Raw genomic sequence first — 21,698 nt, forward strand, 5'->3', positions numbered from 1 at the left:
CTTAGCCACCGGTTTCGGGTTTTTCCCGCCCATCCCACTCAAGCGTGACGGTGATGCTTCCCTCGCCCTTGCCCTTGCCGATCATCGCCACCAGCCCACTCGACTCGATTGCGATGCCAAATGACAGTTCCACTGTCGCCTTGGTCGGCGCGGCACGTTTCAGTGCGTTGAGCACTTCCCTGCTGACTCGCTCTATGGGTGCGGTCAGTGCGCCGAGCCGAGCGACCACGTCCTCATCTGACACGAGCGTTTGACCGACCTGCTCTGCCACGACGGCAAGGCGGACGCTCGTTCCGTCCGCGTCCGTACCGAGGTCAATAGCCAACACTCGTTCGCCAGCCATGAATCCCTCTTATTCCGCTCGGCTGATGTACCGCGCGAGGTCTGTGATCCTCATCTGTTCCTGACCGCGTCCCTCTCTGGTCGTCAGGACATAAATCAGCCTGACAGCAACGTCTTGCGCTGGACAAGGTCGAAAGACCCTGCCGGCGGGTGACCCCTCGAAGCGTCACACGAGTACCGCGTCCAGACGACAAGCCATCCCGGAAACCATCGCCGTCGGTCGCGCTTCACCGTTGCCAGCGACATGGTCACCGGAAATTCCGCACCGCCGTCTTCCCGTTCACCTGAAGCACCTCGAAGCGGTCCGCAAGGATGTTGGTGACCCCCTCTAGGCTGCGCTCCAGGATGCCCCGGATGATCATGGCGGGCGCCCCACGAGCGACGCGGCGGTAGCGGTTCCACACCCCGACCGTGCAGATGATGTTCACCACTCCGGTCTCGTCCTCGAGGTTCAGGAAGGTGACACCGCCCGCGGTCGCCGGACGCTGCCGGTGGATGACCACCCCGCCGACCTCCACCCGACGATCGGGCTCCGCCTCGCGGAGCTGCGCGGCGGAGAGCACCCCGCGCTCGGCGAGCTGGTCGCGCACGTGCCGCATCGGGTGGTCCTCCGGCGAGAGTCCCATGCCCCAGAGGTCCGAGACCACCTGCTCGCCCTCACTCAGCATCGGCAGCAACGGTGGTTGCACGGTGACCGAGGTGCCGCTGAGGTAGCTCGCCTTCTCCTGCGCTGCCGATCCCGCCTGCCACAGCGCCTCACGGCGGCCGAGCCCCATCGAGTCGAAGGCGCCGACCGCGGCGAGGGCCTCGAGCTGGGCGCTGGAGAGGCCGACCCGGCGGGAGAGATCGGCGAGGTCGAGGAACGCGCCGCCGGTCTCACGCTCTTCGACGATGCGCTCGGCGGTGGCCTGGCCGATTCCGGTGATGTCGGCGAGACCGAGGCGGACGGTGAACTCGCCATCGCGGCGGTGGTCGGCGGTGCGGTCGGGGGCGGTGCGATCGAAGTCCCCAACCGGGGGTTGCGTGCGGTTCAGGCAGGAGTCCATTCCTGTGGCTCGTGCGGCCCCTTCGACAGGCTCAGGGACCGAGGGTTCCAGGGTGGGGTGGGGGAGGGAGATCTGGATGTCGGGGCGGCGCACCTCGACGCCGTGGCGGCGGGCGTCCGCGGTGAGGCTCTGCGGGGAGTAGAAGCCCATCGGCTGGGCTCGCAGCAGCGCCGCGAGGAACGCTGCGGGGTAGTGCAGCTTGATCCAGGAGCTGGCGTAGACGAGCAGCGCGAAGCTGATCGAGTGACTCTCCGCGAAGCCGAAGTTCGCGAAGGCCTCGATCTTGCCGTAGATGTCGTCGGCCAGGTCGCCCTCGATGCCGTTGGAGGCCATCCCGGCGTAGAGCTTCTCCTTCAGTGAGGAGATCCGTTCCACCCCGCGCTTGGAGCCCATGGCGCGGCGCAGCTGGTCCGCTTCCTCCGGCCCGCAGCCGCCGACCGCCATGGCGACCTGCATCAGCTGCTCCTGGAACAGCGGCACCCCGAGGGTGCGCTCCAGCACCGGCTCGAGCAGCGGGTGCCGGTAGTGCACGGGCTCCTTGCCGAGCTTCCGCCGGATATAGGGGTGCACCGCACCGCCCTGAATCGGACCGGGGCGAATGAGTGCGATCTCCACCACCAGGTCGTAGAACCGGCGCGGCTGCAGCCGGGGGAGTGTGCCCATCTGCGCGCGGCTCTCCACCTGGAACACTCCGATGGAGTCGGCACGGCAGAGCATGTCATAGACGCCCGCCTCCTCCTTCGGGAGCGTCACGAGATCCCAGTTCTCACCGGTCGAATCGCGGATCAGGTCGAGCGAGTACTGCAGTGCGGCGAGCATGCCGAGGCCCAGCAGGTCGAACTTGACGAGCCCCATCCAGGCGCAGTCGTCCTTGTCCCACTGCAGCACCGTGCGGTCCTCCATGCGGGCGTGCTCGATCGGGCACACCTCGCCGACCGGCCGGTCGGTGAGCACCATCCCGCCGGAGTGGATGCCGAGATGCCGGGGAAACTTCAGCACCTGCTCCGCCAGCTCGACCACCTGCTGCGGAATGTCGTGCTCCTGGGTGGTGGCCACCGACCCCCACGACTCGATCTGCTTCGACCAGGCGTCCTGCTGGCCGGGGCTGTAGCCGAGCGCCTTCGCCATGTCGCGCACCGCGAACTTCGGCCGGTAGGTGATGACGTTCGCGACCTGCGCCGCGTTGTGCCGGCCGTACTTGCGGTACACGTACTGGATCACCTCTTCCCGCCGGTCGGAGTCGAAGTCGACGTCGATGTCCGGATACTCGTCGCGCAGGCTCGACAGGAACCGCTCGAACGGCAGGTCGAAGAAGATCGAGTCCACCGCGGTGATGCCGAGCACGTAGCAGACAGCGGAGTTCGCGGCCGAGCCGCGCCCCTGACAGAGGATGCCGCGGCTGCGGGCGTACTGCACGATGTCGTGGACGATGAGGAAATAGCCGGGGAAGTCCTTCTCCTCGATCACGGCGAGCTCCCGCTCTATCCGGTGCCGGATGTCCGGACCGAACCCGGGGTACTTCTGCTCGGCGCCGCGCCAGACCAGCTCGCGGAGCCAGCTCATCCCCGTGTGGCCGGGCGGCACCTCCTGCCTCGGCAGGCGCGGGCTGGCACTCTTCAGCGTGAACCCGAGGTCGTCGGCGACCTCGACGGTGCGTTCCACCGCGCCGGGGTAGCGGGCGAACTTCGCCGCCATCTCCGCACCCGAGCGCAGATGCGCGCTGCGGGATGATGGCAGCCAGCCGTCCATCTCGTCCAGGCTCCGCCGCGCCCGCACCGCCGCCAGAGCGCCGGCGAGCTTCGCGTCGGCGGGGGTGGCATAGTGCACGTTGCCGGTGGCGACGACCGGCAGCCGCCGCCGGCGGGCGAGTTCGGCGAGCTGGTCGTTGTGCGTGCTGTCGAGCGGATACCCGGAGTCGGTCAGCTCGACGAGCACGTTGTCGTGCCCGAACAGCTCGATGAGCCGGCCGAGCTCCCGGTCGGCGGCTTCCGCACCGACGCCCGCCAGCGCCTGCCGCACCCGGCCTTTCCGGCATCCCGTGAGCACCATCCAGGCACCGCCTGCGCGATCGGAGAGCTCGCCGAGGTCATAGCTTGGCTTGCCCTTCTCCTGACCGGCGAGCTGCGCTGAGGTGAGTGCCGCCGCGAGCCGGTGATAGCCCTCCTCGCGCCGGGCGAGCACCAGCAGGTGGCTCCCCTCGGGATCAGGGATGCCGTTCTGCGGGGCGCCGAGGTCGAGCGACAGCTCGGCGCCGAACACGGTGCCGATGTCGTACTGCTCCGCCGCCTCCGCCATCCGCACGATGCCGTAGAGGCCGTCGTGGTCAGTGAGAGCGAGCGCGTCCAAGCCGAGCCGCACCGACTCTTCGAGCAGCTCCTCCGGGCCGCTCGCGCCGTCCAGGAAGCTGAAGTTGGAGTGCACGTGCAGCTCCGCGTACGGCACCCGGGGGCCGTCGCGCGGCGGCTCGGTCCGCGGAGCGTTGTACGGCTGCCGCTTGCGCGACCATGCGGGGCTGTCGCCGCCGTCTGCGTTCGCGGGCGGTCCGCCGGGGCGCCGGTCGGAGAGCCGCCGCTCCAGCTCCGACCACGGGATCGGCGGGTTGTGCCAGCCCCTGCTCACCGTAGGGCTCCCTTCGACGAGCTCAGCGACCGGCGCTCAGTCATAGCGTGCCTCGGCCCACCAGGACGAGGACTCCAGCACCAGCAGCCATGCCATCCCGTCGGCCGCCACCACCTGGAACCGGTTGAAGTGCCGAGCGGCGTCCTTGTCCCACCAGCGTTCCTCGACCGGCCAGGGTCCCGCCCACGACTCGATCTGCTGCGGTCTGCCGCCGGGGGAGAAGACGACCGGCTCGTCGGTGAGCATGCCGCGCTCGTCGACGTCGACCGGCGTCCCGTTCCGCCCGAGCACGGTGACCGGCAGCGGCTCGGCGAACACGCTCGCCGGTGCGGGCGGCGGCAGGCTGCCCGGCCAGGTGCGGCCGGCTGCCGCTGAGACCGGGATGCGGTCGGCCGGGATGCGGTCGCCCCACGCCGCGAACACCTCGCGGTCCTTCAGCGACCGGCCGCCGGCGACCGCCGCGGTGGTCACCGCCTCGTGGCCGAGCACACCCTGCACCCGGGAGAGCCCGTGGTGGATGCTCTCGTCGGGTCCGCCGCCCCACAGTCCAGCCTCGTGGTTGCCGGCGGAGTCCACTCGCTCCGGGATGAGGTGCACCCGGTTCACGGGGGAGCTGAGCCCCTCCGAGCCGCCGAGCTGCCAGCGCACCCGGTCGACGATGTCCGCCGCGGTGAACCAGCGGGGATGCTGCCAGGTGCGAGAGCTCTCCTCGCCTTTGTCGGTGCGGATCTCGACGCCGAGCTCGGTGCAGACGAGGCCCGCGTCACTGAGCCGCTCAAGGAACTCGTCGACGGTCGCCCGGACGCCGAATGCGAGGGAGTCGATGCGGTCCAGCGGCGGCTCGAAGTCGATGCCGACATCGAAGTGCGCCGGGGGAGTGCGCGGCACCACCCGGCGGAAGTCCTGCCCGCTGGCGAGCGCGTGCGCCTGCGCGCCGGCCTGCCCGAACCGGCCGAGCACGTCGAGCGCCGGCAGCCGCGCGAACGCGCCGAGGGTGTGGATGCCGAGCCGTCGCAAGAGCGTGATCAGCGAGGGGTCGTCGAGCACGCTGACCGGGAACGGTGCGAGGAACTCTGCGGATGTGCCCGGTTCGACCACCCTCACCCGGGCCGCGCCGCTCGTGCGCGCGGCCTGCTCCGCAGCGAACGGGCCGTCGGCGATGCCGATCCGCGCCGTCGCAATGCCGAGCGACTCGAGGCAGAACAGCAGCGCCTCCGCCGCGCGGTCCTCTCCGCCGTAGAAGCGCGCCGGCCCGCGGGCGCGCAGCACGCAGGTGCCGGGCCGCAGCACCTGCACTCCGGGCACCAGATCCTCGACTGCCGTGACGACCGGTTCGAAGATGCGCGCGTCGAGAGCCGGGTCGCAGGGGGCGACGATCAGCCCGGGGCAGCGGGCCTGCGCCTCACGCACCCGGAGGCCCCGCCGCACGCCCTCCTCGCGGGCGCGCTCCGAGCAGGCGAACACGGTGCCGCGGTCGATCACCGCGATCGGTGAGCCGGGGTCCAGCCTCTGTTCGGTCGCCAGTGCGGTGACCGGCCAATCGGGGCACCACAGCACGATCGTGCGGGTCATCTGCGTGGCCGTCCCTCGGCATCCGGCAGCCACATCCGGCCGTTGCGCGCGACGTCGGAGCGGGCAGTGTCGTAACGGGCAGAGACGCTGACCTTCACCTGCCGGCCGCGCAGGTAGCCGTGCCCTGCGCCGATGCCCGTCCAGCGGCTCTCGGTGATGCGCAGCTGCGCCTCGATCTGTGGCCAGTCGCCGAGCGTGACCAGCGTCGCACCGCGCTGCCGCAGCCGGGCGGCGAGCCTGGACGCGGCGCCGTCGGAGATGCGGGCAGGCGGGCGGAGCACCACCAGGGTCAGCACGTCGAGGAGTGCGGCGGTGACCGGGAGCCACTGGTCGCCGGGGGAGGGCACGAGCACCAGCCGCTCGAGCTCGATGCCCATGCCGGCCGCCGCCTCGATCCCGAAATCGGGCACACCGACGACGGCGCACCACGATCCGGCCTCAGATGCGGCGGCCAGAAGGGCCATCGCCAGCGAGGTTGAGCCGACCACGGAGTAGGCGGCTCCCTGCTTCAGCGCACCGCCGGGAAGCAGCCCGGCGAGCGCATCGATCGTCGGCAGGCTGCGGGTGTCGAGCTTGGTAGCCTGCATGCTGCGGATGCGCGCCTGCAGCTCCCGCACCTGCTCTGAATTGGGAGCCGGGGGAGCGAGCGTGACCGCCGCTGATGACATGCCCCCATGTTCGAACATACGTTCGACTATGTCAATCGCCACCGACACCGGCACGTCGGACTGCGATCAAGCCTGCCTCGTGTCACCCGGGCCCACACGGACGGCCACTCGCGTCACGGCTGCGCTCATGCGGAACGAAGCCGCCCGAAGCCACTATCGAGGAATCAACGACTCACGAGCGAATCCGCCACAAAACCGGCCAGCCACGGCCGGAACTCACGCCCGAGGTCTTCCCGCTCGCAGGCGAGCTGCACGATCGCCTTGATGTAGTCGAGCCGGTCACCGGTGTCGTATCGCCGGCCGCGGAAGACGAGTCCGTACACGCCGCCACCCGCCGGGTCCGCCGCCATCGTCTGCAGCGCGTCGGTCAGCTGGATCTCGTTCCCCTTGCCTGGCTTGGTGTTCTCCAGCACGTCGAACACCTCAGGCTGGAGCACGTACCGGCCGATGACCGCATAGTTCGAGGCGGCCGTGCCGGTGGCCGGCTTCTCGACGAGGCCGGTGATTCGCACGAGGTCGTCGGTGCCGGTCGCCTCGACCGTTGCGATCCCGTAGAGATGGGCCATCTCCGGGGCAACCTCGAGCAGCGCGACCACGCTGCCTCCGGTGCGCTCGGACTCGTCGATCATCCGCGACAGCAGCGGGTCGCGGGCGTCGATGAGGTCATCACCGAGCAGCACGGCGAACGGCTCGCGGCCGACGTGCATCTTCGACCGAAGAACCGCGTGGCCGAGGCCGAGCGGGTCGCCCTGTCGCACGTAGTGCAGATCCGCCAGGTTGCTGGAGTGCATCACCTTCTCGAGCCGGTCGACGTCGCCCTTCAGCACGAGGGTCGCCTCCAGCTCGGTGACGCGGTCGAAGTGGTTCTCCAGCGCGCTCTTGTTGCGTCCGGTGATCATCAGGACGTCGGTGAGGCCCGCGCCGACCGCCTCCTCGACGACGTATTGGATCGCTGGCTTGTCGACGACCGGAAGCATCTCTTTGGGCATTGCTTTGGTCGCGGGCAGGAATCGGGTGCCAAGGCCGGCGGCAGGGATGACGGCCTTTCGAATTCGGGTCATGCAGGCAGGGTAGCCACACCGTGTGTCGCCGGTGTAACGAATACCCCAGGTCTGGGGGCGTTTTCGGCCGAATAGCGGAGCCTGGGCCTCGATTCGGGCGCGAACGGGTGCGACCCCGCTGATCAGGGCGCCGGCTCGGTTGCGGGTGTCGGCGTCGTTTCAACCGTGGTCTCTGGAGGAGGCAGAAGCTCGGCAGGCGGCGGCTCGATGCCCTCGATCACGTCGGTGGGCGGCAGGTCTGCCGGTGGCCCTTCAGCGCGGCCGCGGTCCCCGCTCGTGGCTCCGCCGCCGACCGCGCCGGTGTCCGGCGCCGCCGGGGGAGCGGGAACCGGCGTGGCACCGTTCCCATCCGTCCCGGTCTGATCGTCGCCGCGCCCGGCCGTCGTGCCGTCTCGACGGGGGGCGGTAGCGCCGTCGACGGGCTCGCTGGGGGGAGCCGCCGCGGCACCGTCTTCTCCGGTCGCAGCATCCGGTTCGGTGGTCGGCTCCGCGACCGGCGCACCGCCGGCAGCGTTCCCGCCACTCGGCCCCTCGCCTGGCGGCGTCGGGGGTTTCGGCTGGCGCTCGGCCGCTCCGTTCTGCCCGCCGACGTGTGGGCTGTTCTGCTTGTCGAGATAGGGGTCGGTGTGTGGCACCCGCTGTCGCGGAACGCTCCACGGCACACGGTCCGGCACCGTGGGCTGCCGCGTCTCCTCGCGCTCGATGGCGCCGCCAACGCCGTCCGTCGCCGGCGTCGCCTCGCCGCCTCCGAGAGGGTCCCTCATCGGGATGCCCTCGAGCGGCACGTAGGTCGACTCCCGATCGGCGGCGGTCCGCTCCGCCGAGATGCGCGACTCCTCCGAGACCGCCTGCGTCAGGGCGGCGACGAGCAGCAGCGATGCCGCGGCGCCGAGCGCCGCGAGCATGCCGACTCGGGCCCTGACCGACACGGGAGCTCCTTCGATTGCTCCAATTGTGACCCTTCGACTGGGAAAATGCTTCCCATTGTACTGACTCGCAGGGCCCGATCCTGAACTCCGCCAGATCGCCAGCCGGAAGCCAGTGCACGAGGAGGCGGTATGGCCGACATCGAGCGCCCGGGGGCGGAACACTGGATTCCGGCCGACCCGACCGTCGAAGACCTCCGGATCGCCGTGGATGCGTGCCGTGGGTGTGAGCTGTGGGCGCCCGCCACCCAGGCGGTGCCCTACGCCGGCCCTGCCGGGCGGGTGCTGAACGAGGCGCGCGAGGCGGCGGGGATCGACCCGACGGAGACCTACGTGACGAATGTGGTGAAGCACTTCCGGTTCGAGGAGCGGGGCAAGCGCCGTATCCACAAGTCGCCCGCAGTGCCGCACATCGTGGCGTGCCGGCCGTGGCTCGCGACGGAGCTCGACCTGGTCGCACCGCGCGTGGTGGTGGCTCTGGGCGCGACGGCAGGGCGGGCGGTGCTGGGGCGGACCGTCAAGGTGAGCGCCGAGCGCGGACGACTGCTCGAGGGGCAGGCAGGCCCGGCGGTGCTGCTGACGGTGCATCCGTCCGCGGTGCTGCGGCTCCGGGGGAGGCCCGGAGTGGGAGGTCGCGTTCGAGGAACTGTGCGCGGATCTGCGGGTTGCGGCGGGCGCGCTGGGATAGGAGCTCGGGAACCGAGGTTCTCAGCGGCGGGCGAAGCGGGAGAGCAGGCTGTGCTTGGCGTTCAGGAGGCCGGCGAAGGGACGCTGCTGCTCGCCCTGCTGGGCTGCGAGCACGAGAAGCACACCGGTCAGCACGGGAGTCGCCCACTGCAGCACCTTCTGCAGGCGCTGCGCCGCGGCCAGGTCATCCGGCGACGATTCGTCCGGCTCCGTCACGCCGCGGGTGCCCTCGTCGGCGTTGGACGCCATCTTCGCGCCCACCACCGCGGAGGCCGCCGTGGTGCCGATCGCGGCGAACGTCACCGCGCTCTTCACCGCGGTGTTGATGCGGGCCTCCCGCTGCGCGGACAGCCGCGCCTTGTTGTCCACGATGAGCGCGATCCCGCCGATTCCGTGGATCACCATCGCAACGAGCTGCACCGGCGCCCATCTTGCCCAGCCGATCGACGACAGGGAGAGCCGCTCCCGCGGATCGCGCGCTTTGGCTGCGGCGCCGTTGAGCCCGACGGCGCCCATCAGGTTGCCGCCGAACCAGGCGGCGAGCCCGACATCGTGCAGGCTTCGAAAGAACGTCGTTCGACTGGACATGGCGGGGCCTCCATCGGCTGCTGGGGTGTTGGAAGCACTCTGCTCCGCCCGCCTGCACGTACGCTGGGCCAGGAACGGCCCCGACGAACGTAGTCTTGAGCCGTGACCCAGCAGATCCTCGACCGCGGCGAGCGCCAGGACGTCGCCGCCAGCTGGCGGATCGCCCCGCTCGTGCTCTTCGTGGCGTCCGGGGTCGCGATCTTCGCGTTCGAGGCGCGGATCGCCGGATACGCAGTGCTCGTCGCCTCACTCATACTCGCGTTCCTGATCGACCGCTCCCTGTTCCGCGACCAGCTGCTGGTCGGGCTCGGCGTCGTCACGATGAGTCTCGTGCCCATCACGACCGACATCAGCTGGGACCACATGCTGATCATGGGATCCGCGATGATCGTCGCGGTCGGCGCCCCCTACGCGATCTCGCGGTGGGTGTTCCGAGACCACGCCGTGCGGTTCCCGGTGCTCACCGGCAAGCGGTGGGGGAGACCGGAGTGGCTCTACCTCGGTCTCGTCATCGTGCTCGGCTACCTGATCCTGCCCTGGTACATGATCCACTCCGGTGTCTACCAGAACTGGCCGGACGCCTCGAGCGCGAGCGAGGTGGGACGCCTCTTCCTCGGCACCAACGCCCTCGGCATCTGGGACGAGCTGTTCTTCATCTGCACGGCGTTCGCGCTGTTCCGGCGGCACGTGCCGTTCTGGCTGGCGAACCTGCTGCAAGCGGCCCTGTTCACCTCCTTCCTCTGGGAGCTCGGCTTCCACGCGTGGGGCCCGCTGCTCATCTACCCGTTCGCGCTGCTGCAGGGCTACACCTTCCGGCTCACCAAGTCGCTGAGCTACATCGTCGCGGTCCACCTGCTGTTCGACTTCGTGCTGTTCCTGGTGCTCATCCACGCCCACAACCGCGAATGGTTCGCGATCTTCCTGTATTGATGACGGCCCCGTCGGAAGCGTTCGCGCGGTGAAGGGGGCCACAGCGATCGGCGTGCTGCGCCTCGCTGCGGCGGCGACCGGCGTCGCTGCGCTGATCGGCCGGTTCTTCTACGGCCAGGGCTTCATCACGTTCAGCGTCGGCAATTACCTCGGCTACCTCACCCACCAGACCAACATCGCGGCGGTCCTCATGTTCGCGGCGGGCGGGGTGACGATGCTCCGGGGCATCCGCGAGCCGGGGTGGGCGAGCGCGGCGCGGATGCTGATCACGAGCTACCTGGTGGTCGCCGGCATCGTGTTCGGGCTGCTGGCGGCGCAGGCCGCTGAGCGGGACTACCGCCTGGACGTGCCGTGGTCGGATCAGCTGCTGCACTTCTGGATCCCCGGGTTCGCCCTCGCCGATTGGCTGCTCTCCCCGGGCAGACACCGGGTGCCGTGGCGGTTCAGCTATCTGGTGCTGCTGTACCCGCTCATCTGGGGCGCGGTGACGATGGTGCGCGGCTCGATCGTGGGCTGGTATCCGTACTTCTTCCTCGACCCGGGTCAGCTGAGCAGCATCGGCGAGTTCGCCACGTACAGCTCACTGGCACTCGCACTCTTCGCTGCCGCTGCGACCACGCTGAATCTGGGGAGCCGGGTGATCCTGCCCATCGGGGCGAACCTCGCGAAGACACGGCGAAGGCCGGCGCTCCGAGTCTCCGCGACCCACGCTGTGGAATCTCCGCCGCCCCTGGCTACTCTGACTCCTGTGACTCCTGTGACTCCTGTGACGAATCGATCCCCAGAAGCCGCCGGTGACGCTGGCCGCGACACGTCGAGGCGGTGAAGGCCGAGTGATCGAGCGGATCGGAATCGTCGGCGGCGGAATCGTCGGAGTCGCCGTGGCGCGGGCCCTCGCCCTCCGCGGCGCCGGTGAGGTGACGGTGCTCGAGAAGGAGCACGCGCTCGCGCAGCACCAGACCGGGCACAACTCCGGGGTGGTGCACGCCGGCCTCTATTACCCGCCCGGATCCCTGAAGGCGAAGCTGTGCGCCCTCGGCCGGATCGCGACGCGCGACTACTGCCTGGAAAGAGGATTGCCGTACCGGGAGGTGGGCAAGCTGGTGGTCGCGGTGACCGAGGACGAGCTTCCTGCGCTCGCCAGGATCGAGCAGCGGTCGATCGCGAACCAGGTGTTAGGGCTGCGCCGGGTGCAGCCGGACGAGATGCGCGAGATCGAGCCTCATGTCGCCGGCGTCGCGGGCCTGCACTCGCCGCACACGGCGGCCGTGGACTACACCGCCATCACCGCTGCACTGGCCGACGACGTCAGGACCGCGGGCGGCGCGGTGCTCCTGGGCCAGGAGGTCACCGGGATGGTCCAGGACGGCGCGAGCGTCCGGGTGCTGACGCGGAGCGCAGAGCACGTCTTCGACCGGGTGGTCGTCTGTGCCGGACTCCAGTCAGACGTCGTGGCACGGTTCATCGGGGCCTCGCCGTCGCCGAAAATCCTTCCCTTCCGAGGCGAGTACTGGGCCCTCGATCCCGCGCGGGCCGATCTCGTGCGCGGCATGATCTACCCCGTTCCGGATCCTCGATTCCCGTTCCTCGGGGTACATTTCACGCGCGGCGTCGATGACAGCATCCACGTGGGTCCGAACGCGGTGCCCGCGCTGGCCCGAGAGGGCTACCGCTGGCTCAAGATCTCCGTGAAGGACACCTGGGAGTCGCTCACCTGGCCCGGAGCACCCAGGCTCGCTCGTCAGCATTGGCGGATGGGTGCCAAGGAGATCTCTTCGTCGCTGATCAAGCCGCTGTACTTCCGCGAGGCACGACGCTTCGTGCCGGAGCTGCGCATGTCGGACCTGACCGAGAAGACCGCATCCGGGGTACGAGCGCAGGCTTGGGCGAGAGACGGATCGCTCGTCGACGACTTCGTCGTGGAACAGATCGGATCGGTGACGTTGCTCCGAAACGCACCCTCGCCGGCCGCCACCTCGGCGATGTCGATCGCCGATCACCTGCTCGACAATTACATCTCCGTGGCGTGATCCCTGACAATCATTCGACAGACGGCTTGACGGACCGTGTATGCTCGGCGACCCGCGGTGTGTTGATTCGAGAGACTCGAGCAGACACCTGACCCGAACCGATGGAGGAACCCGTGGCGGACAACCCGACGCCCGCGTACGACCCGGCCGAGATTCCCGTCGTCATTCTGTGCGGCGGTATGGGAACCAGGATCCGGGAGACCAGCGAGAAGCTGCCCAAGCCGCTCATCGACATCGGCGGGAAGCCGATTCTCTGGCACATCATGAAGATCTACGGTCAGCACGGCTTCCGTCGATTCGTGCTCGCGCTGGGCTACAAGGGCGATGAGATCCGCCGCTTCTTCATGGAGTACAGCAGGCACTCCCGCGACTTCACGATCAAGCTCTCCGACAACTCGGAGCCCGACTGGCACGGGATCGCACAGGCCGAGGACTGGGAGGTCACCCTCGTCGAGACAGGCCTGACCTCCGGGACCGGCGGGAGGATCAAGAAGGCGGACAAGTACCTGGACCAGCCGCACTTCCTCCTCACGTATGGCGACGGCATCGGGTCGGTGGACATCTCACGGCAGTTCGAGCAGCACCTGGGGTCCGGCAAGACCGGCACCGTGACGGGGGTTCACCCGACGAGCCGCTTCGGCGAGATGAGGATCGACGGTGATGACGTCGCCGAGTTCAACGAGAAGCCGACCATGGCTGAAGGCTGGGTCTCGGGCGGATTCTTCGCGTTCAAGCGGGAGATGGTGGACCAGTACATCGGTGAGGACCCGAACGTGTTCCTCGAGAAGGAGCCGCTGCAGCGGCTCGCCGCCGATGGCGGCCTCGGAATCTACAAGCACGAGGGCTTCTGGATGGGGATGGACACCTTCCGGGACTGGACCGAGCTGAACCAGCTGTGGGACGCCGGCACAGCGGAATGGAAGGTCTGGGAGTGATGCAGCTCCGGATGATCGGGATGGCGGGAGACGCCGAATGAGGGTCATGGTGACGGGCACCGAGGGCTACCTCGGCTGTCTGCTGGCCACAGAGCTCCTCCGCGACGGCCACGACGTGCTCGGGGTCGACACAGGGTTCTACAAGGCAGGCTGGCTCTACAACGGGCTGGACACGACACCCCGGACCCTGGTCAAGGACGTCCGTGACGTGCAGCACTACGACTTCGCCGGCATCGACGCTGTGGTGCACATGGCAGAACTCAGCAATGATCCCCTTGGTCAGCTGTCGCCGACCATCACCTATGAGGTGAATCACCAGGGGTCGATCCGGCTCGCCAAGCTGGCGAAGGAGGCGGGCGTCGAACGCTTCGTCTACATGTCCTCCTGCAGCGTGTACGGCGTTGCCGAGGGTGTGGTGGACGAGACGTCCGCGTTGAACCCGCAGACCGCATACGCCGAGTGCAAGGCGCTCGTGGAGCGGGATCTGGCACCGCTCGCGGGTGATGGCTTCTCACCGACCATGCTGCGGAATGCGACGGCGTTCGGGGCGTCGCCGAGGATGCGGTTCGACATCGTCCTGAACAACCTCGCTGGGCTGGCGTGGACGACGGGCAAGATCGCGATGGTGAGCGACGGCAGCCCGAAGCGGCCGCTGGTCCATGCCCTCGACATCGCGAAAGCGATCCGCCGCGTGCTCGAGGCGCCCAGGGACGCGATCCACGGGCAGGTCTTCAACGTCGGCTCGAATGAGCAGAACTACCGGGTCCGCGACATCGCCGAGGTGGTGGGCGCCGCCTTCCCCGGCGCCGAGGTGACCTTCGGCGCCGCAAGTGAGGACAACCGCAGCTACGAGGTGTCGTTCGACAAGATCGCCAGCGAGCTGCCTGGCTTCTCCTGCGACTGGAATGCGCAATCCGGTGCGGAGCAGCTTCAGCGGGTCTTCAGCGCGATCGATCTGGACGAGACGACCTTCACGGGACGTGGCCACACCCGTCTGAAGCAGCTCGAGTACCTGATCAAGACGGAGCAGATCGACGACAAGCTCTTCTGGCGGGCGGGATGATCATCAGCCGAACGCCGATCGAAGGCGTCGCGGTGATCGACCTCGAGCTCCGCTCCGATGACCGGGGGTTCTTCGCCCGCACCTTCGATAAGGAGGAGTTCCTGGCGGCGGGTCTCGAAGCGGTGGTGGAGCAGTCGAACACCTCCTTCAACCACCTGGCCGGGACCGTTCGCGGCATGCACTTCCAGATCGCTCCGCATCCCGAGGCGAAGCTGGTCCGGTGCATTCGCGGCTCGATCCTCGACATCATCGTCGACATGCGGCCCGATTCGACGACTGCCTTGCAGCACGTCGCGGTCGAGCTGACCGCGGAGAACCGGCGATCCCTGTACGTTCCGCCCTATTTCGCCCACGGCTACCAGACCCTCGAGGACAACACGGAGGTCACCTACCAGGTGAGCGGAACCTACGCGCCCATCGCTGAGCGCGGGCTGAGGTATGACGATCCGGTGCTCAACCTGCCATGGCGGCTTCCCGTGTCGGTCATCTCTGCGAAGGATGCCTCGTGGCCGCTCCTCGTGCCGAGCGGAGCCGAGGTCGGCGCAGACCGATGATCCTCATCGACAGCTTGCTCGCCAGACGCGAGACGAGCGGCGAGCCGATCCGGGTGGCCCTCGTCGGCGCCGGCTTCATGGGCAGGGGCATCACCAACCAGATCGTGAACAGCGTGCCCGGCATGCGGCTCGTCGTGATCGTCAACCGCACCCTCGAGAAGGCCGAGCGAGCGTACCGGGATGCCGGTGTCCGCGAGGTGCGGAGCGTCGATTCGGCAGACGATCTCGATCGTGCGATCGCGGACGGAGTCGCGGCGATCACGACGGATCATAGAGCGGCAGCTCAGGCGGCCGGGGTGGATGCGATCATCGAGGCGACCGGCGCCGTCGAGTACGGCTGCCATGTCGTCGTCAGCGCACTCGAGAGCCGCAAGCACGTCATCCTGCTCAACGCCGAGCTCGACGGCACCGTCGGACCGATCCTCGGCAAACGAGCCAGGGATGCCGGAATCGTCCTCACGGGTGCGGACGGTGACCAGCCCGTGGTTCAGATGAATCTCGTCCGCTTCGTGCGGGGCATGGGGCTCACTCCGCTGGTATGCGGGAACATCAAGGGCCTGCAGGACGAGTACCGGACACCCGCCACCCAGGCGGAGTTCGCAGCCCGGTGGGGCCAGGACCCCTACATGGTGACGAGCTTCGCCGACGGGACGAAGGTCTCGTTCGAGCAGGCCATCGTCGCGAACGCGACGGGCATGACGGTGGAACGCCGGGGAATGCGCGGCGCCGATCACCACGGGCACGTCGACGAGCTGACGACCGCCTATGACGCCGATGAGCTCATGGCCGTGGGCGGTGTCGTCGACTACGTGGTGGGAAGCCGGCCCGGTCCGGGGGTCTTCGTGCTGGCGAAGCACGACGACCCCAAGCAGCGCCACTATCTCAATCTGTACAAGCTCGGTGAAGGTCCCCTTTACAGCTTCTACACGCCCTATCACCTCTGCCACTTCGAGGTGCCGAACTCTGTCGCCCGGGCGGTGCTCTTCGGCGATGCCGCCCTCGCGCCGCTCGGTGCACCGACGGTCGAAGTCCTCACGACGGCGAAGACAGACCTCGCCGCCGGAACGGAACTGGACGGGCTCGGCGGCTATCACACCTACGGTGTCGCCGAACGGGCGGACGTCACCGCACGGGAGAGCCTGCTTCCGATCGGCGTAGCCGAAGGATGCCGCCTGGTGCGCGACGTGAAGAAGGATCAGGTGCTCACCTACGCCGACGTGATGCTGCCCCAAGGCCGGCTGGTCGACGAGCTCAGGCGTCAGCAGTCGGAGGAGCTTCCCGCAGCCTGAGCGGTGAGCCCCGGCATGACGTCGTGGAGCCCCCCTTGTCAGGAACCGGGCACGAAGTCCAGGAACGGACGGAGGCTCGCGAGTGCGGCCGCGATCAGTTCCTCCTCGCTCAATTCGCCCAGCCGCTGCGCGTTGTCGCCGATGATCAGCCCGCCGAGGACGGGAGAACCGCTGAGCGGCTCGAGGTTCACCCAGGTGGGCACATCGACGTCCTCGCCGGTCAGATTCCAGAGCACGGCGTCGGTCTCCCAGAACGGCTCGTCGAACAGCAGCCACACCACGTCCTGCACGCCCACGCCGATCTCCGCGATCGCCGCACGCCGCTCGAACGGCAGTGCAGGCTCGAAGGCGAGACCTTCGCCCTTCAGCACGCCGAGCGGCACGGCGACGACGACCCGGTCCGCATTGACCGATTCGCCGCTCGCGAGGCGAAGGCTCACTCCCTCGCCGTCGTAGGAGATGCTCGTCACTGGCGTGTCGAATGCCACGTCGACCCCCTCGAGCGCGTCGTCGACGAGCGACTGGAAGTTCCCCAGCACGAACCGCGAGGTTGGTGCCTCCGGCACCTCCTCGAGACCGTACCAGGCGGACACCTCGGCGGCCTCGGCGCCGAGCACCGCCTCGATTCGCCCAGCGAGGTACGCATCGATCACCGACCAGTCGTCGGACTCGGCGGCCCCGGTCTCGATGAGCGCGCTCGTGAGGGAGAGGTCGGCGGGCGCCTCCGCGGCGAGCTCGACGGCGTCAGCCACCGAGGTGGAACCGATCGCCAGGTCGACCGGCTCACCACTTCCGGCGAGCGCCAACGGCGGTTCAACTGCGGCGACGGTCCGGATGCCCAGCAGCGTCAGCTGCTCGAGGAGCGCATTGGTCTCACTGTCCGGCACCCACGCAGCCCCCAGCTGCAGCGGAATCGGCCACTCCTCCGGCCGCACGGTGACGATGCGGCCGCCGGTGCGGTCGCGGGCCTCGACGACCTGCACCTGGTATCCCGCGTCGGCGAGCCGCCGGGCAGCGGTGGCGCCGGCGATTCCGGCGCCGACCACGATCACCCGCTCATCCTCATCCGCGACGAGGTCGAGTTCCGCCGCGGCCCGGGCACCGGACTCCTGGGCGCCACGGACGGTGTTCGGATGCTCCAAGGAGGTCGCTTCACCGGCGAAGAAGACGCGGTTCTGCAGCGGCTCGGCGAGCACCACGCGCTGGGCGGGGGAGGAGCCGACCGGGAGGAAGCTGGATGAACCGCGAGAGAACGGATCCGTGCCCCACGAGGTGCGCACGGACGCCAGCGGTGCCGGCACCGCATTGTCGACGCCACCGGTGGGCGTCGGCGTAGGACGGGGCGGGTCCTGATCGGTGCACGCTGCGAGCATCAGCACCGAGAAGCCGGACGCGGCCCCGACCAGGAAGCTGCGGCGCGAAGTGTCCATCCCGCATCAGCCTACGCACCTTCCCTTCCGTCCATCAGCGCCCGCTCGGCTTGTCCTGGGAGCCTCATCTGGTGCAGACGTTCCTGCCCTTCCCGAATTTCGCGGCCAGCGCCGCAGCGCTCGACCGCTCCAGACTGGGCAAGCAGCGCGTCGAGACGTTCCAGTTGCTGCGAGCGCTCACCCTGCCCACCTACGGGTGGAAGAACCACCCGGCGACGCGGATGTGGCGCGGCTACGTGCCGGCGCTCACGAAATACGGGCTCGTGATGACCGACGCGTGGATCGACGCGGGCTTCTCCGACACGGTCCGGCCGCAATTGATCGAGTTCGCCCCGGAGGTGGATGAGATTCCCGAGCAGGAGCTCGAGAAGCCGACGTGGTTCGGGAACGAGGCGTTGCACCTCAGCCACCGCTCCAACCTGATCCGGAAGAACCCGGAGCACTATCTGCCGCTGTTCCCCGGGACACCGCCCGACCTGCCCTACGTGTGGCCCGTGCCGAAGGACGAGCTCGGTCCCTGAGCCCGTCGAAGGGACCAGGACGAAGGCGCTCGCTGCGACGTCGCCCACACGCGGCAACGGCAGCCCCGGAACGGGGAACGGCCCCGGAGTTCGAGAACTCCGGGGCCGTTCTGCACGCGTGCGCGAGGGGGGACTTGAACCCCCACGCCCTTTCGGGCACTAGCACCTCAAGCTAGCGCGTCTGCCATTTCCGCCACCCGCGCGTGCCATCCGGTTGTCGCCAACCGACGTACGAGATTAGCACGACCGGAGCGGAGCCCTGTTCACTCGACGCGTTCGCCGGGGCTCCGGTGCGGCGCGAAACGAGTGTCCTTGTTGATCACCGCGGGGTCGACGTGGTGCTCCGGAGGAATCGGCCGCGTGCCGTCCGGCAGCACCGGCGGATCATCGCTGTGTGTGATCTTCTCCTTGATCCAGGCGTCGCGGGCACCGTGGCTCGGAATCCCCTCCGGCTGCTTCTTCTTCCGGCCGAAGAGCCCCTTGCGGCCGGTGTCGTCCGATCCCTTGTCTCTCATGGTCCTCTCCTTCGAGTCCCTGTTCTCGGCGTTCCGGTTCTCCTTCCCGGCATTCACGGCGGTGGCGCCGGCGGTCTGGGAACCGTTCTCGTCCCCATTGTGATCCTGGTCGCCGCCGTTGTCATCGTCGGAGTAGTCCTTGCCCTCGTGAGCCTTCCGCAGCCGGTAGCCGTGCAGGATGTCCGCGGCGCGCTGGTCCGCCATCTTCTCGCTCTTCTTGGTGCCGCGCGGCGGCAGCTGCAGCATCTCCTCAGCTGCGATCCCGCCCTGAAGCTGACGGCCGCGTTCGAGCTCCGAGTCGAGTTCGACACCGAACAGCAGCGCGTTGTTGGAGATCCAGATCCACAGCAGGAACGCGATGACTCCACCGAGCGATCCGTACGTGGCGTCGTAGTTGCCGAAGTTCGACACGTAGAACCCGAAGCCGAGCGTGGCCAGTGCCCAGATGAGCAGCGCGACGAGCGACCCCACGCTCACCCACTTGAACTTCGGCTGCTTCACGTTCGGGGCGGCGTAGTAGAGCAGCGCGAGCACGAACACCGCGATGATCACCACGACCGGCCACTTTGCGATGTCCCAGATCATCACCGCCTGGGGTCCGAGACCGATGGCGGCGCCGATCGACTCGGCGACCGGGCCGCTCAGCACGATGAGCGCCGCCGCGACGGTGAGCAGCAGCACCGCCACCACCGTGACGCCGAACTGCACGGGACGAAGCTGCAGGAAGCCGCGGCCCTCCTCGACCTCGAAGATGCGGTTCGACGCACGCGCGAACGCGCCGACGAAGCCAGAGGCCGACCAGAGCGCACCGAGCAGACCCGTCACCAGGCCGATGCCAGCGGCGGGTGAGGCGGCCAGATTCCCGATCGGCTCGCGGACCGCGTCGATCACGTCAGAGCTCATGAACCCGCCGAGGATGTCGAGCAGCCCGTTCACCGTCTGCTGGGGGTCGCCGAAGAGGCCCAGGATCGAGACCATCGCGATCAGGGCGGGGAAGATCGCGAGCACCGCGAAGTAGGTGAGCGCTGCAGCGAGGTCCGTGCAGTGATCGCGGGAGAACTCGCGCAGCGTCTTGCCGAGCACGTACTTCCACGACGGCTTGCTGATCTCGCTGAGTTCGTCGGGCTTGCGGTCGTCGTCCTGGTGCGGCGCCTGCCGAGCCTTCTCGCTCGCGTTCTGCTCAGCCATTCTGACCGCGCTTCACAAGGGCGATGACCACCATGATCGCGCCGACCGCGACGATTCCGACGCCGGTCGACTGCCACAGCGTCGGGTTCTTGTCGTAGTCGCGGCGGAAGCTCTCCACGGCGCGCTTGGAGCGCGTCTTCACATCGAACCGTTCCCGCAGCTCGTCCATGGTGCTGTCGAGCTCGTCCCGCGTCTTGGTGACGAACAGCTCGATCTCGTTCTGACCCGCTCCGGGGCGAAGACGTTCGGACTCTGTCGATGGCATGGGGCCTCCTCGGATTCCACGGTACGCCCGGCCAGTTGCCATACGGCCCGCTCGCACGAACCTTCCGGGCCACTTTCAGGCGGGTGCGGCAGGTGTGCCTCCGGTTACGGTTGAGGAATGACTTCTCCCGGCCCCTCCCTCGACTCGGCGGACTCCGCCGGCACCGACCCTGAAAAGCTCGACGCAACCGCGCGGATCGCCCGGGACCTCATCCGGATCGACACGACCAACTACGGAGAGGGCCGGTCGAACGGCGAGACGGAGGCCGCCCAGTACGTCGGTGCACTCCTCGAAGAGCTGAGCCTCACTCCGCAGTACTTCGACGCCGCACCCGGGCGCACCAGCGTGATCGCGCGCGTGCCCGGAGCGAATCCCGACAAGCCTGCCCTCGTGGTGCACGGCCACCTCGATGTCGTTCCCGCCGACCCGGCCAATTGGACCGTCGACCCGTTCGCGGGCGAGATCCGCGACGGGATGCTGTGGGGACGCGGCGCGGTGGACATGAAGGACATGGACGCGATGATGATCGCGTCGCTGCAGGAGATCCTCGGCAGCGGGCGGCTGCCTGAGCGCGAGCTCGTCGTCGCCTTCTTCGCCGACGAAGAGGCGGGCGGTATCCACGGGGCGCACTGGGTGGTCGACAACCACCCGGAGGTCTTCGCGGGTGCGACCGAGGCGATCAGCGAGGTCGGCGGCTATTCCGTGATGGTCGGCGACTCGCGCGCGTACCTGCTGCAGACGGGGGAGAAGGCACTCGTCTGGGTGCGGCTCGTCGCGAAGGGCACCGCGGCGCACGGATCCCGGGTGATGCACGATAACGCCATCACGAAGCTCGCGGAGGCGGTGGCGAAGATCGGCCGGCAGTCCTGGCCGGTGCGCCTGACCGACACCACCGAGCAGCTCGTCGCGGAGCTCGCCCGGCTGCTCGGCGTGGACCCGCAGCGGCTCGGCCCCGAGGAGGTGGTGCTCGCCACCGGCACCGCATCCGGCTTCATCCAGGGCACCCTCCGCACCACGACCAACCCGACGGTGCTGCACGCCGGCTACAAGCACAACGTCATTCCGGACCGCGCCGAGGCGCTCATCGACATCCGCACGCTGCCCGGCGAGGAGGACGCGGTGCTCGCCCAGGTGCGGGAGCTCGTGGGGAACGAGATCGAGGTGCAGGTCGTCGTGCGCGACGTGGGGCTCGAGAACCCGTTCTCCGGCGAGCTCGTCGAGAAGATGGTCGCGACGCTGCAGGCGCACGACCCGGGTGCCCCAGTGCTGCCGTATCTGCTCGGCGGCGGCACGGACAACAAGTCGCTCAGCCAGCTGGGGATCGCCGGGTACGGCTTCGCGCCCCTCAAGCTGCCGGCGGACCTGGACTTCCCGGCGATGTTCCACGGTGTCGATGAGCGGGTTCCGCTCGACGCGCTCGTGTTCGGGCGCAAGGTCCTCACGGATCTGCTCCTGACGTACTAGAACTG

At 68.7% G+C, this 21,698-nt stretch carries 19 protein-coding genes, 1 tRNA gene and 1 pseudogene; 10 read left to right on the plus strand and 11 right to left on the minus strand.

Annotated features, from left to right (window positions below; all coding sequences use genetic code 11):
* Nucleotide 1: 1 nt before the first annotated feature.
* The 6 genes from ACFFGH_RS26635 to ACFFGH_RS26660 all read right to left on the minus strand — a co-directional run bounded on the left by ACFFGH_RS26635 (nucleotide 2) and on the right by ACFFGH_RS26660 (nucleotide 8,237).
* Nucleotides 2-343, minus strand: coding sequence for a CU044_2847 family protein (locus ACFFGH_RS26635; protein WP_386674039.1), 342 nt, complete (start codon nucleotides 341-343; stop codon nucleotides 2-4).
* A 247-nt stretch (nucleotides 344-590) separates the two neighbouring features.
* The gene (locus tag ACFFGH_RS26640) at nucleotides 591-4,007 is read right to left on the minus strand and encodes an error-prone DNA polymerase (RefSeq protein WP_386674041.1); all 3,417 of its coding nucleotides are present in this window, start codon (nucleotides 4,005-4,007) and stop codon (nucleotides 591-593) included.
* Between the two features lie 36 nt (nucleotides 4,008-4,043).
* Nucleotides 4,044-5,579: a DNA polymerase Y family protein gene (locus ACFFGH_RS26645; RefSeq protein WP_386674043.1), complete on the minus strand. Its 1,536-nt coding sequence runs from the start codon at nucleotides 5,577-5,579 to the stop codon at nucleotides 4,044-4,046.
* Nucleotides 5,576-6,247, minus strand: coding sequence for a DnaE2-dependent mutagenesis accessory factor ImuA' (imuA', locus tag ACFFGH_RS26650; protein WP_386674045.1), 672 nt, complete (start codon nucleotides 6,245-6,247; stop codon nucleotides 5,576-5,578). Before imuA' ends, ACFFGH_RS26645 begins: the two co-directional genes overlap by 4 nt.
* 164 nt (nucleotides 6,248-6,411) lie before the next feature.
* Nucleotides 6,412-7,308: a UTP--glucose-1-phosphate uridylyltransferase gene (locus tag ACFFGH_RS26655; RefSeq protein WP_386674047.1), complete on the minus strand. Its 897-nt coding sequence runs from the start codon at nucleotides 7,306-7,308 to the stop codon at nucleotides 6,412-6,414.
* A 122-nt stretch (nucleotides 7,309-7,430) separates the two neighbouring features.
* Nucleotides 7,431-8,237: a hypothetical protein gene (locus ACFFGH_RS26660; RefSeq protein WP_386674049.1), complete on the minus strand. Its 807-nt coding sequence runs from the start codon at nucleotides 8,235-8,237 to the stop codon at nucleotides 7,431-7,433.
* Between the two features lie 129 nt (nucleotides 8,238-8,366).
* Between ACFFGH_RS26660 and ACFFGH_RS26665 the strand changes: the two are divergent.
* Nucleotides 8,367-8,834, plus strand: a pseudogene (locus ACFFGH_RS26665) (uracil-DNA glycosylase family protein); the annotation flags it as partial.
* 108 nt (nucleotides 8,835-8,942) lie between these two features.
* Here ACFFGH_RS26665 and ACFFGH_RS26670 read toward each other — a convergent pair.
* A complete protein-coding gene (locus ACFFGH_RS26670; protein ID WP_386674051.1) occupies nucleotides 8,943-9,509 on the minus strand; it encodes a hypothetical protein in 567 nt (188 codons plus the stop codon).
* A 102-nt stretch (nucleotides 9,510-9,611) separates the two neighbouring features.
* On the opposite strand from ACFFGH_RS26670, the gene ACFFGH_RS26675 reads away from it, so the two are divergent.
* The 7 genes from ACFFGH_RS26675 to ACFFGH_RS26705 all read left to right on the plus strand — a co-directional run bounded on the left by ACFFGH_RS26675 (nucleotide 9,612) and on the right by ACFFGH_RS26705 (nucleotide 16,310).
* Nucleotides 9,612-10,439, plus strand: a complete 828-nt coding sequence (locus tag ACFFGH_RS26675) for a CPBP family glutamic-type intramembrane protease (protein ID WP_386674053.1) — start codon at nucleotides 9,612-9,614, stop codon at nucleotides 10,437-10,439.
* 28 nt (nucleotides 10,440-10,467) lie between these two features.
* Nucleotides 10,468-11,265, plus strand: coding sequence for a Pr6Pr family membrane protein (locus ACFFGH_RS26680; protein WP_386674055.1), 798 nt, complete (start codon nucleotides 10,468-10,470; stop codon nucleotides 11,263-11,265).
* 7 nt (nucleotides 11,266-11,272) lie between these two features.
* Complete coding sequence (gene lhgD / locus ACFFGH_RS26685; protein ID WP_386674057.1) at nucleotides 11,273-12,469, plus strand: L-2-hydroxyglutarate dehydrogenase; 1,197 nt, start codon at nucleotides 11,273-11,275, stop codon at nucleotides 12,467-12,469.
* Nucleotides 12,470-12,582: 113 nt separating this feature from the next.
* Entirely contained in the window at nucleotides 12,583-13,404 is an 822-nt protein-coding gene (locus tag ACFFGH_RS26690; protein ID WP_386674059.1) for a sugar phosphate nucleotidyltransferase, read from the plus strand.
* A gap of 46 nt (nucleotides 13,405-13,450) precedes the next feature.
* A complete protein-coding gene (locus ACFFGH_RS26695) occupies nucleotides 13,451-14,467 on the plus strand; it encodes an NAD-dependent epimerase/dehydratase family protein (RefSeq protein WP_386674061.1) in 1,017 nt (338 codons plus the stop codon).
* Nucleotides 14,464-15,021, plus strand: a complete 558-nt coding sequence (gene rfbC, locus ACFFGH_RS26700; RefSeq protein ID WP_386674063.1) for a dTDP-4-dehydrorhamnose 3,5-epimerase — start codon at nucleotides 14,464-14,466, stop codon at nucleotides 15,019-15,021. The genes ACFFGH_RS26695 and rfbC overlap by 4 nt, the downstream gene beginning before the upstream one ends.
* Entirely contained in the window at nucleotides 15,018-16,310 is a 1,293-nt protein-coding gene (locus ACFFGH_RS26705) for an NAD(P)H-dependent oxidoreductase (RefSeq protein ID WP_386674065.1), read from the plus strand. The genes rfbC and ACFFGH_RS26705 overlap by 4 nt, the downstream gene beginning before the upstream one ends.
* Nucleotides 16,311-16,348: 38 nt before the next feature.
* Here ACFFGH_RS26705 and ACFFGH_RS26710 read toward each other — a convergent pair whose 3' ends face one another.
* Nucleotides 16,349-17,740, minus strand: a complete 1,392-nt coding sequence (locus ACFFGH_RS26710) for a flavin monoamine oxidase family protein (protein WP_386674067.1) — start codon at nucleotides 17,738-17,740, stop codon at nucleotides 16,349-16,351.
* Between the two features lie 71 nt (nucleotides 17,741-17,811).
* Between ACFFGH_RS26710 and ACFFGH_RS26715 the strand changes: the two genes are divergently transcribed.
* Nucleotides 17,812-18,261 carry an MSMEG_6728 family protein gene (locus tag ACFFGH_RS26715; RefSeq protein ID WP_386674069.1) on the plus strand — a complete coding sequence of 150 codons (450 nt, stop codon included), beginning with the start codon at nucleotides 17,812-17,814 and terminating at the stop codon, nucleotides 18,259-18,261.
* A gap of 119 nt (nucleotides 18,262-18,380) precedes the next feature.
* Here ACFFGH_RS26715 and ACFFGH_RS26720 read toward each other — a convergent pair.
* From ACFFGH_RS26720 to ACFFGH_RS26730, 3 genes are all read right to left on the minus strand, one after another.
* A tRNA-Leu gene (locus tag ACFFGH_RS26720) sits at nucleotides 18,381-18,464 on the minus strand.
* Nucleotides 18,465-18,524: 60 nt separating this feature from the next.
* Nucleotides 18,525-19,964 carry a YihY/virulence factor BrkB family protein gene (locus tag ACFFGH_RS26725; RefSeq protein WP_386674071.1) on the minus strand — a complete coding sequence of 480 codons (1,440 nt, stop codon included), beginning with the start codon at nucleotides 19,962-19,964 and terminating at the stop codon, nucleotides 18,525-18,527.
* Nucleotides 19,957-20,229, minus strand: coding sequence for a DUF3618 domain-containing protein (locus ACFFGH_RS26730; protein ID WP_386674072.1), 273 nt, complete (start codon nucleotides 20,227-20,229; stop codon nucleotides 19,957-19,959). Before ACFFGH_RS26730 ends, ACFFGH_RS26725 begins: the two co-directional genes overlap by 8 nt.
* A 117-nt stretch (nucleotides 20,230-20,346) precedes the next feature.
* Between ACFFGH_RS26730 and ACFFGH_RS26735 the strand changes: the two genes are divergently transcribed.
* Entirely contained in the window at nucleotides 20,347-21,693 is a 1,347-nt protein-coding gene (locus ACFFGH_RS26735) for a M20/M25/M40 family metallo-hydrolase (RefSeq protein WP_386674074.1), read from the plus strand.
* The last annotated feature ends 5 nt before the right edge of the window (nucleotides 21,694-21,698 follow it).

This window comes from Lysobacter korlensis (assembly GCF_042434515.1).

Bases quoted from the DNA above. Each gene is read 5' to 3' on its own strand.
- ACFFGH_RS26695 (WP_386674061.1), top strand. From the start codon at position 13,451: ATGGTGACGGGCACCGAGGGCTACCTCGGCTGTCTGCTGGCCACAGAG.
- ACFFGH_RS26710 (WP_386674067.1), bottom strand. From the start codon at position 17,740: ATGGACACTTCGCGCCGCAGCTTCCTGGTCGGGGCCGCGTCCGGCTTC.
- ACFFGH_RS26655 (WP_386674047.1), bottom strand. From the start codon at position 7,308: ATGACCCGAATTCGAAAGGCCGTCATCCCTGCCGCCGGCCTTGGCACC.
- ACFFGH_RS26735 (WP_386674074.1), top strand. From the start codon at position 20,347: ATGACTTCTCCCGGCCCCTCCCTCGACTCGGCGGACTCCGCCGGCACC.
- ACFFGH_RS26635 (WP_386674039.1), bottom strand. From the start codon at position 343: ATGGCTGGCGAACGAGTGTTGGCTATTGACCTCGGTACGGACGCGGAC.
- ACFFGH_RS26645 (WP_386674043.1), bottom strand. From the start codon at position 5,579: ATGACCCGCACGATCGTGCTGTGGTGCCCCGATTGGCCGGTCACCGCA.
- ACFFGH_RS26730 (WP_386674072.1), bottom strand. From the start codon at position 20,229: ATGCCATCGACAGAGTCCGAACGTCTTCGCCCCGGAGCGGGTCAGAAC.
- ACFFGH_RS26705 (WP_386674065.1), top strand. From the start codon at position 15,018: ATGATCCTCATCGACAGCTTGCTCGCCAGACGCGAGACGAGCGGCGAG.
- imuA' (WP_386674045.1), bottom strand. From the start codon at position 6,247: ATGTCATCAGCGGCGGTCACGCTCGCTCCCCCGGCTCCCAATTCAGAG.
- rfbC (WP_386674063.1), top strand. From the start codon at position 14,464: ATGATCATCAGCCGAACGCCGATCGAAGGCGTCGCGGTGATCGACCTC.
- ACFFGH_RS26670 (WP_386674051.1), bottom strand. From the start codon at position 9,509: ATGTCCAGTCGAACGACGTTCTTTCGAAGCCTGCACGATGTCGGGCTC.
- ACFFGH_RS26725 (WP_386674071.1), bottom strand. From the start codon at position 19,964: ATGGCTGAGCAGAACGCGAGCGAGAAGGCTCGGCAGGCGCCGCACCAG.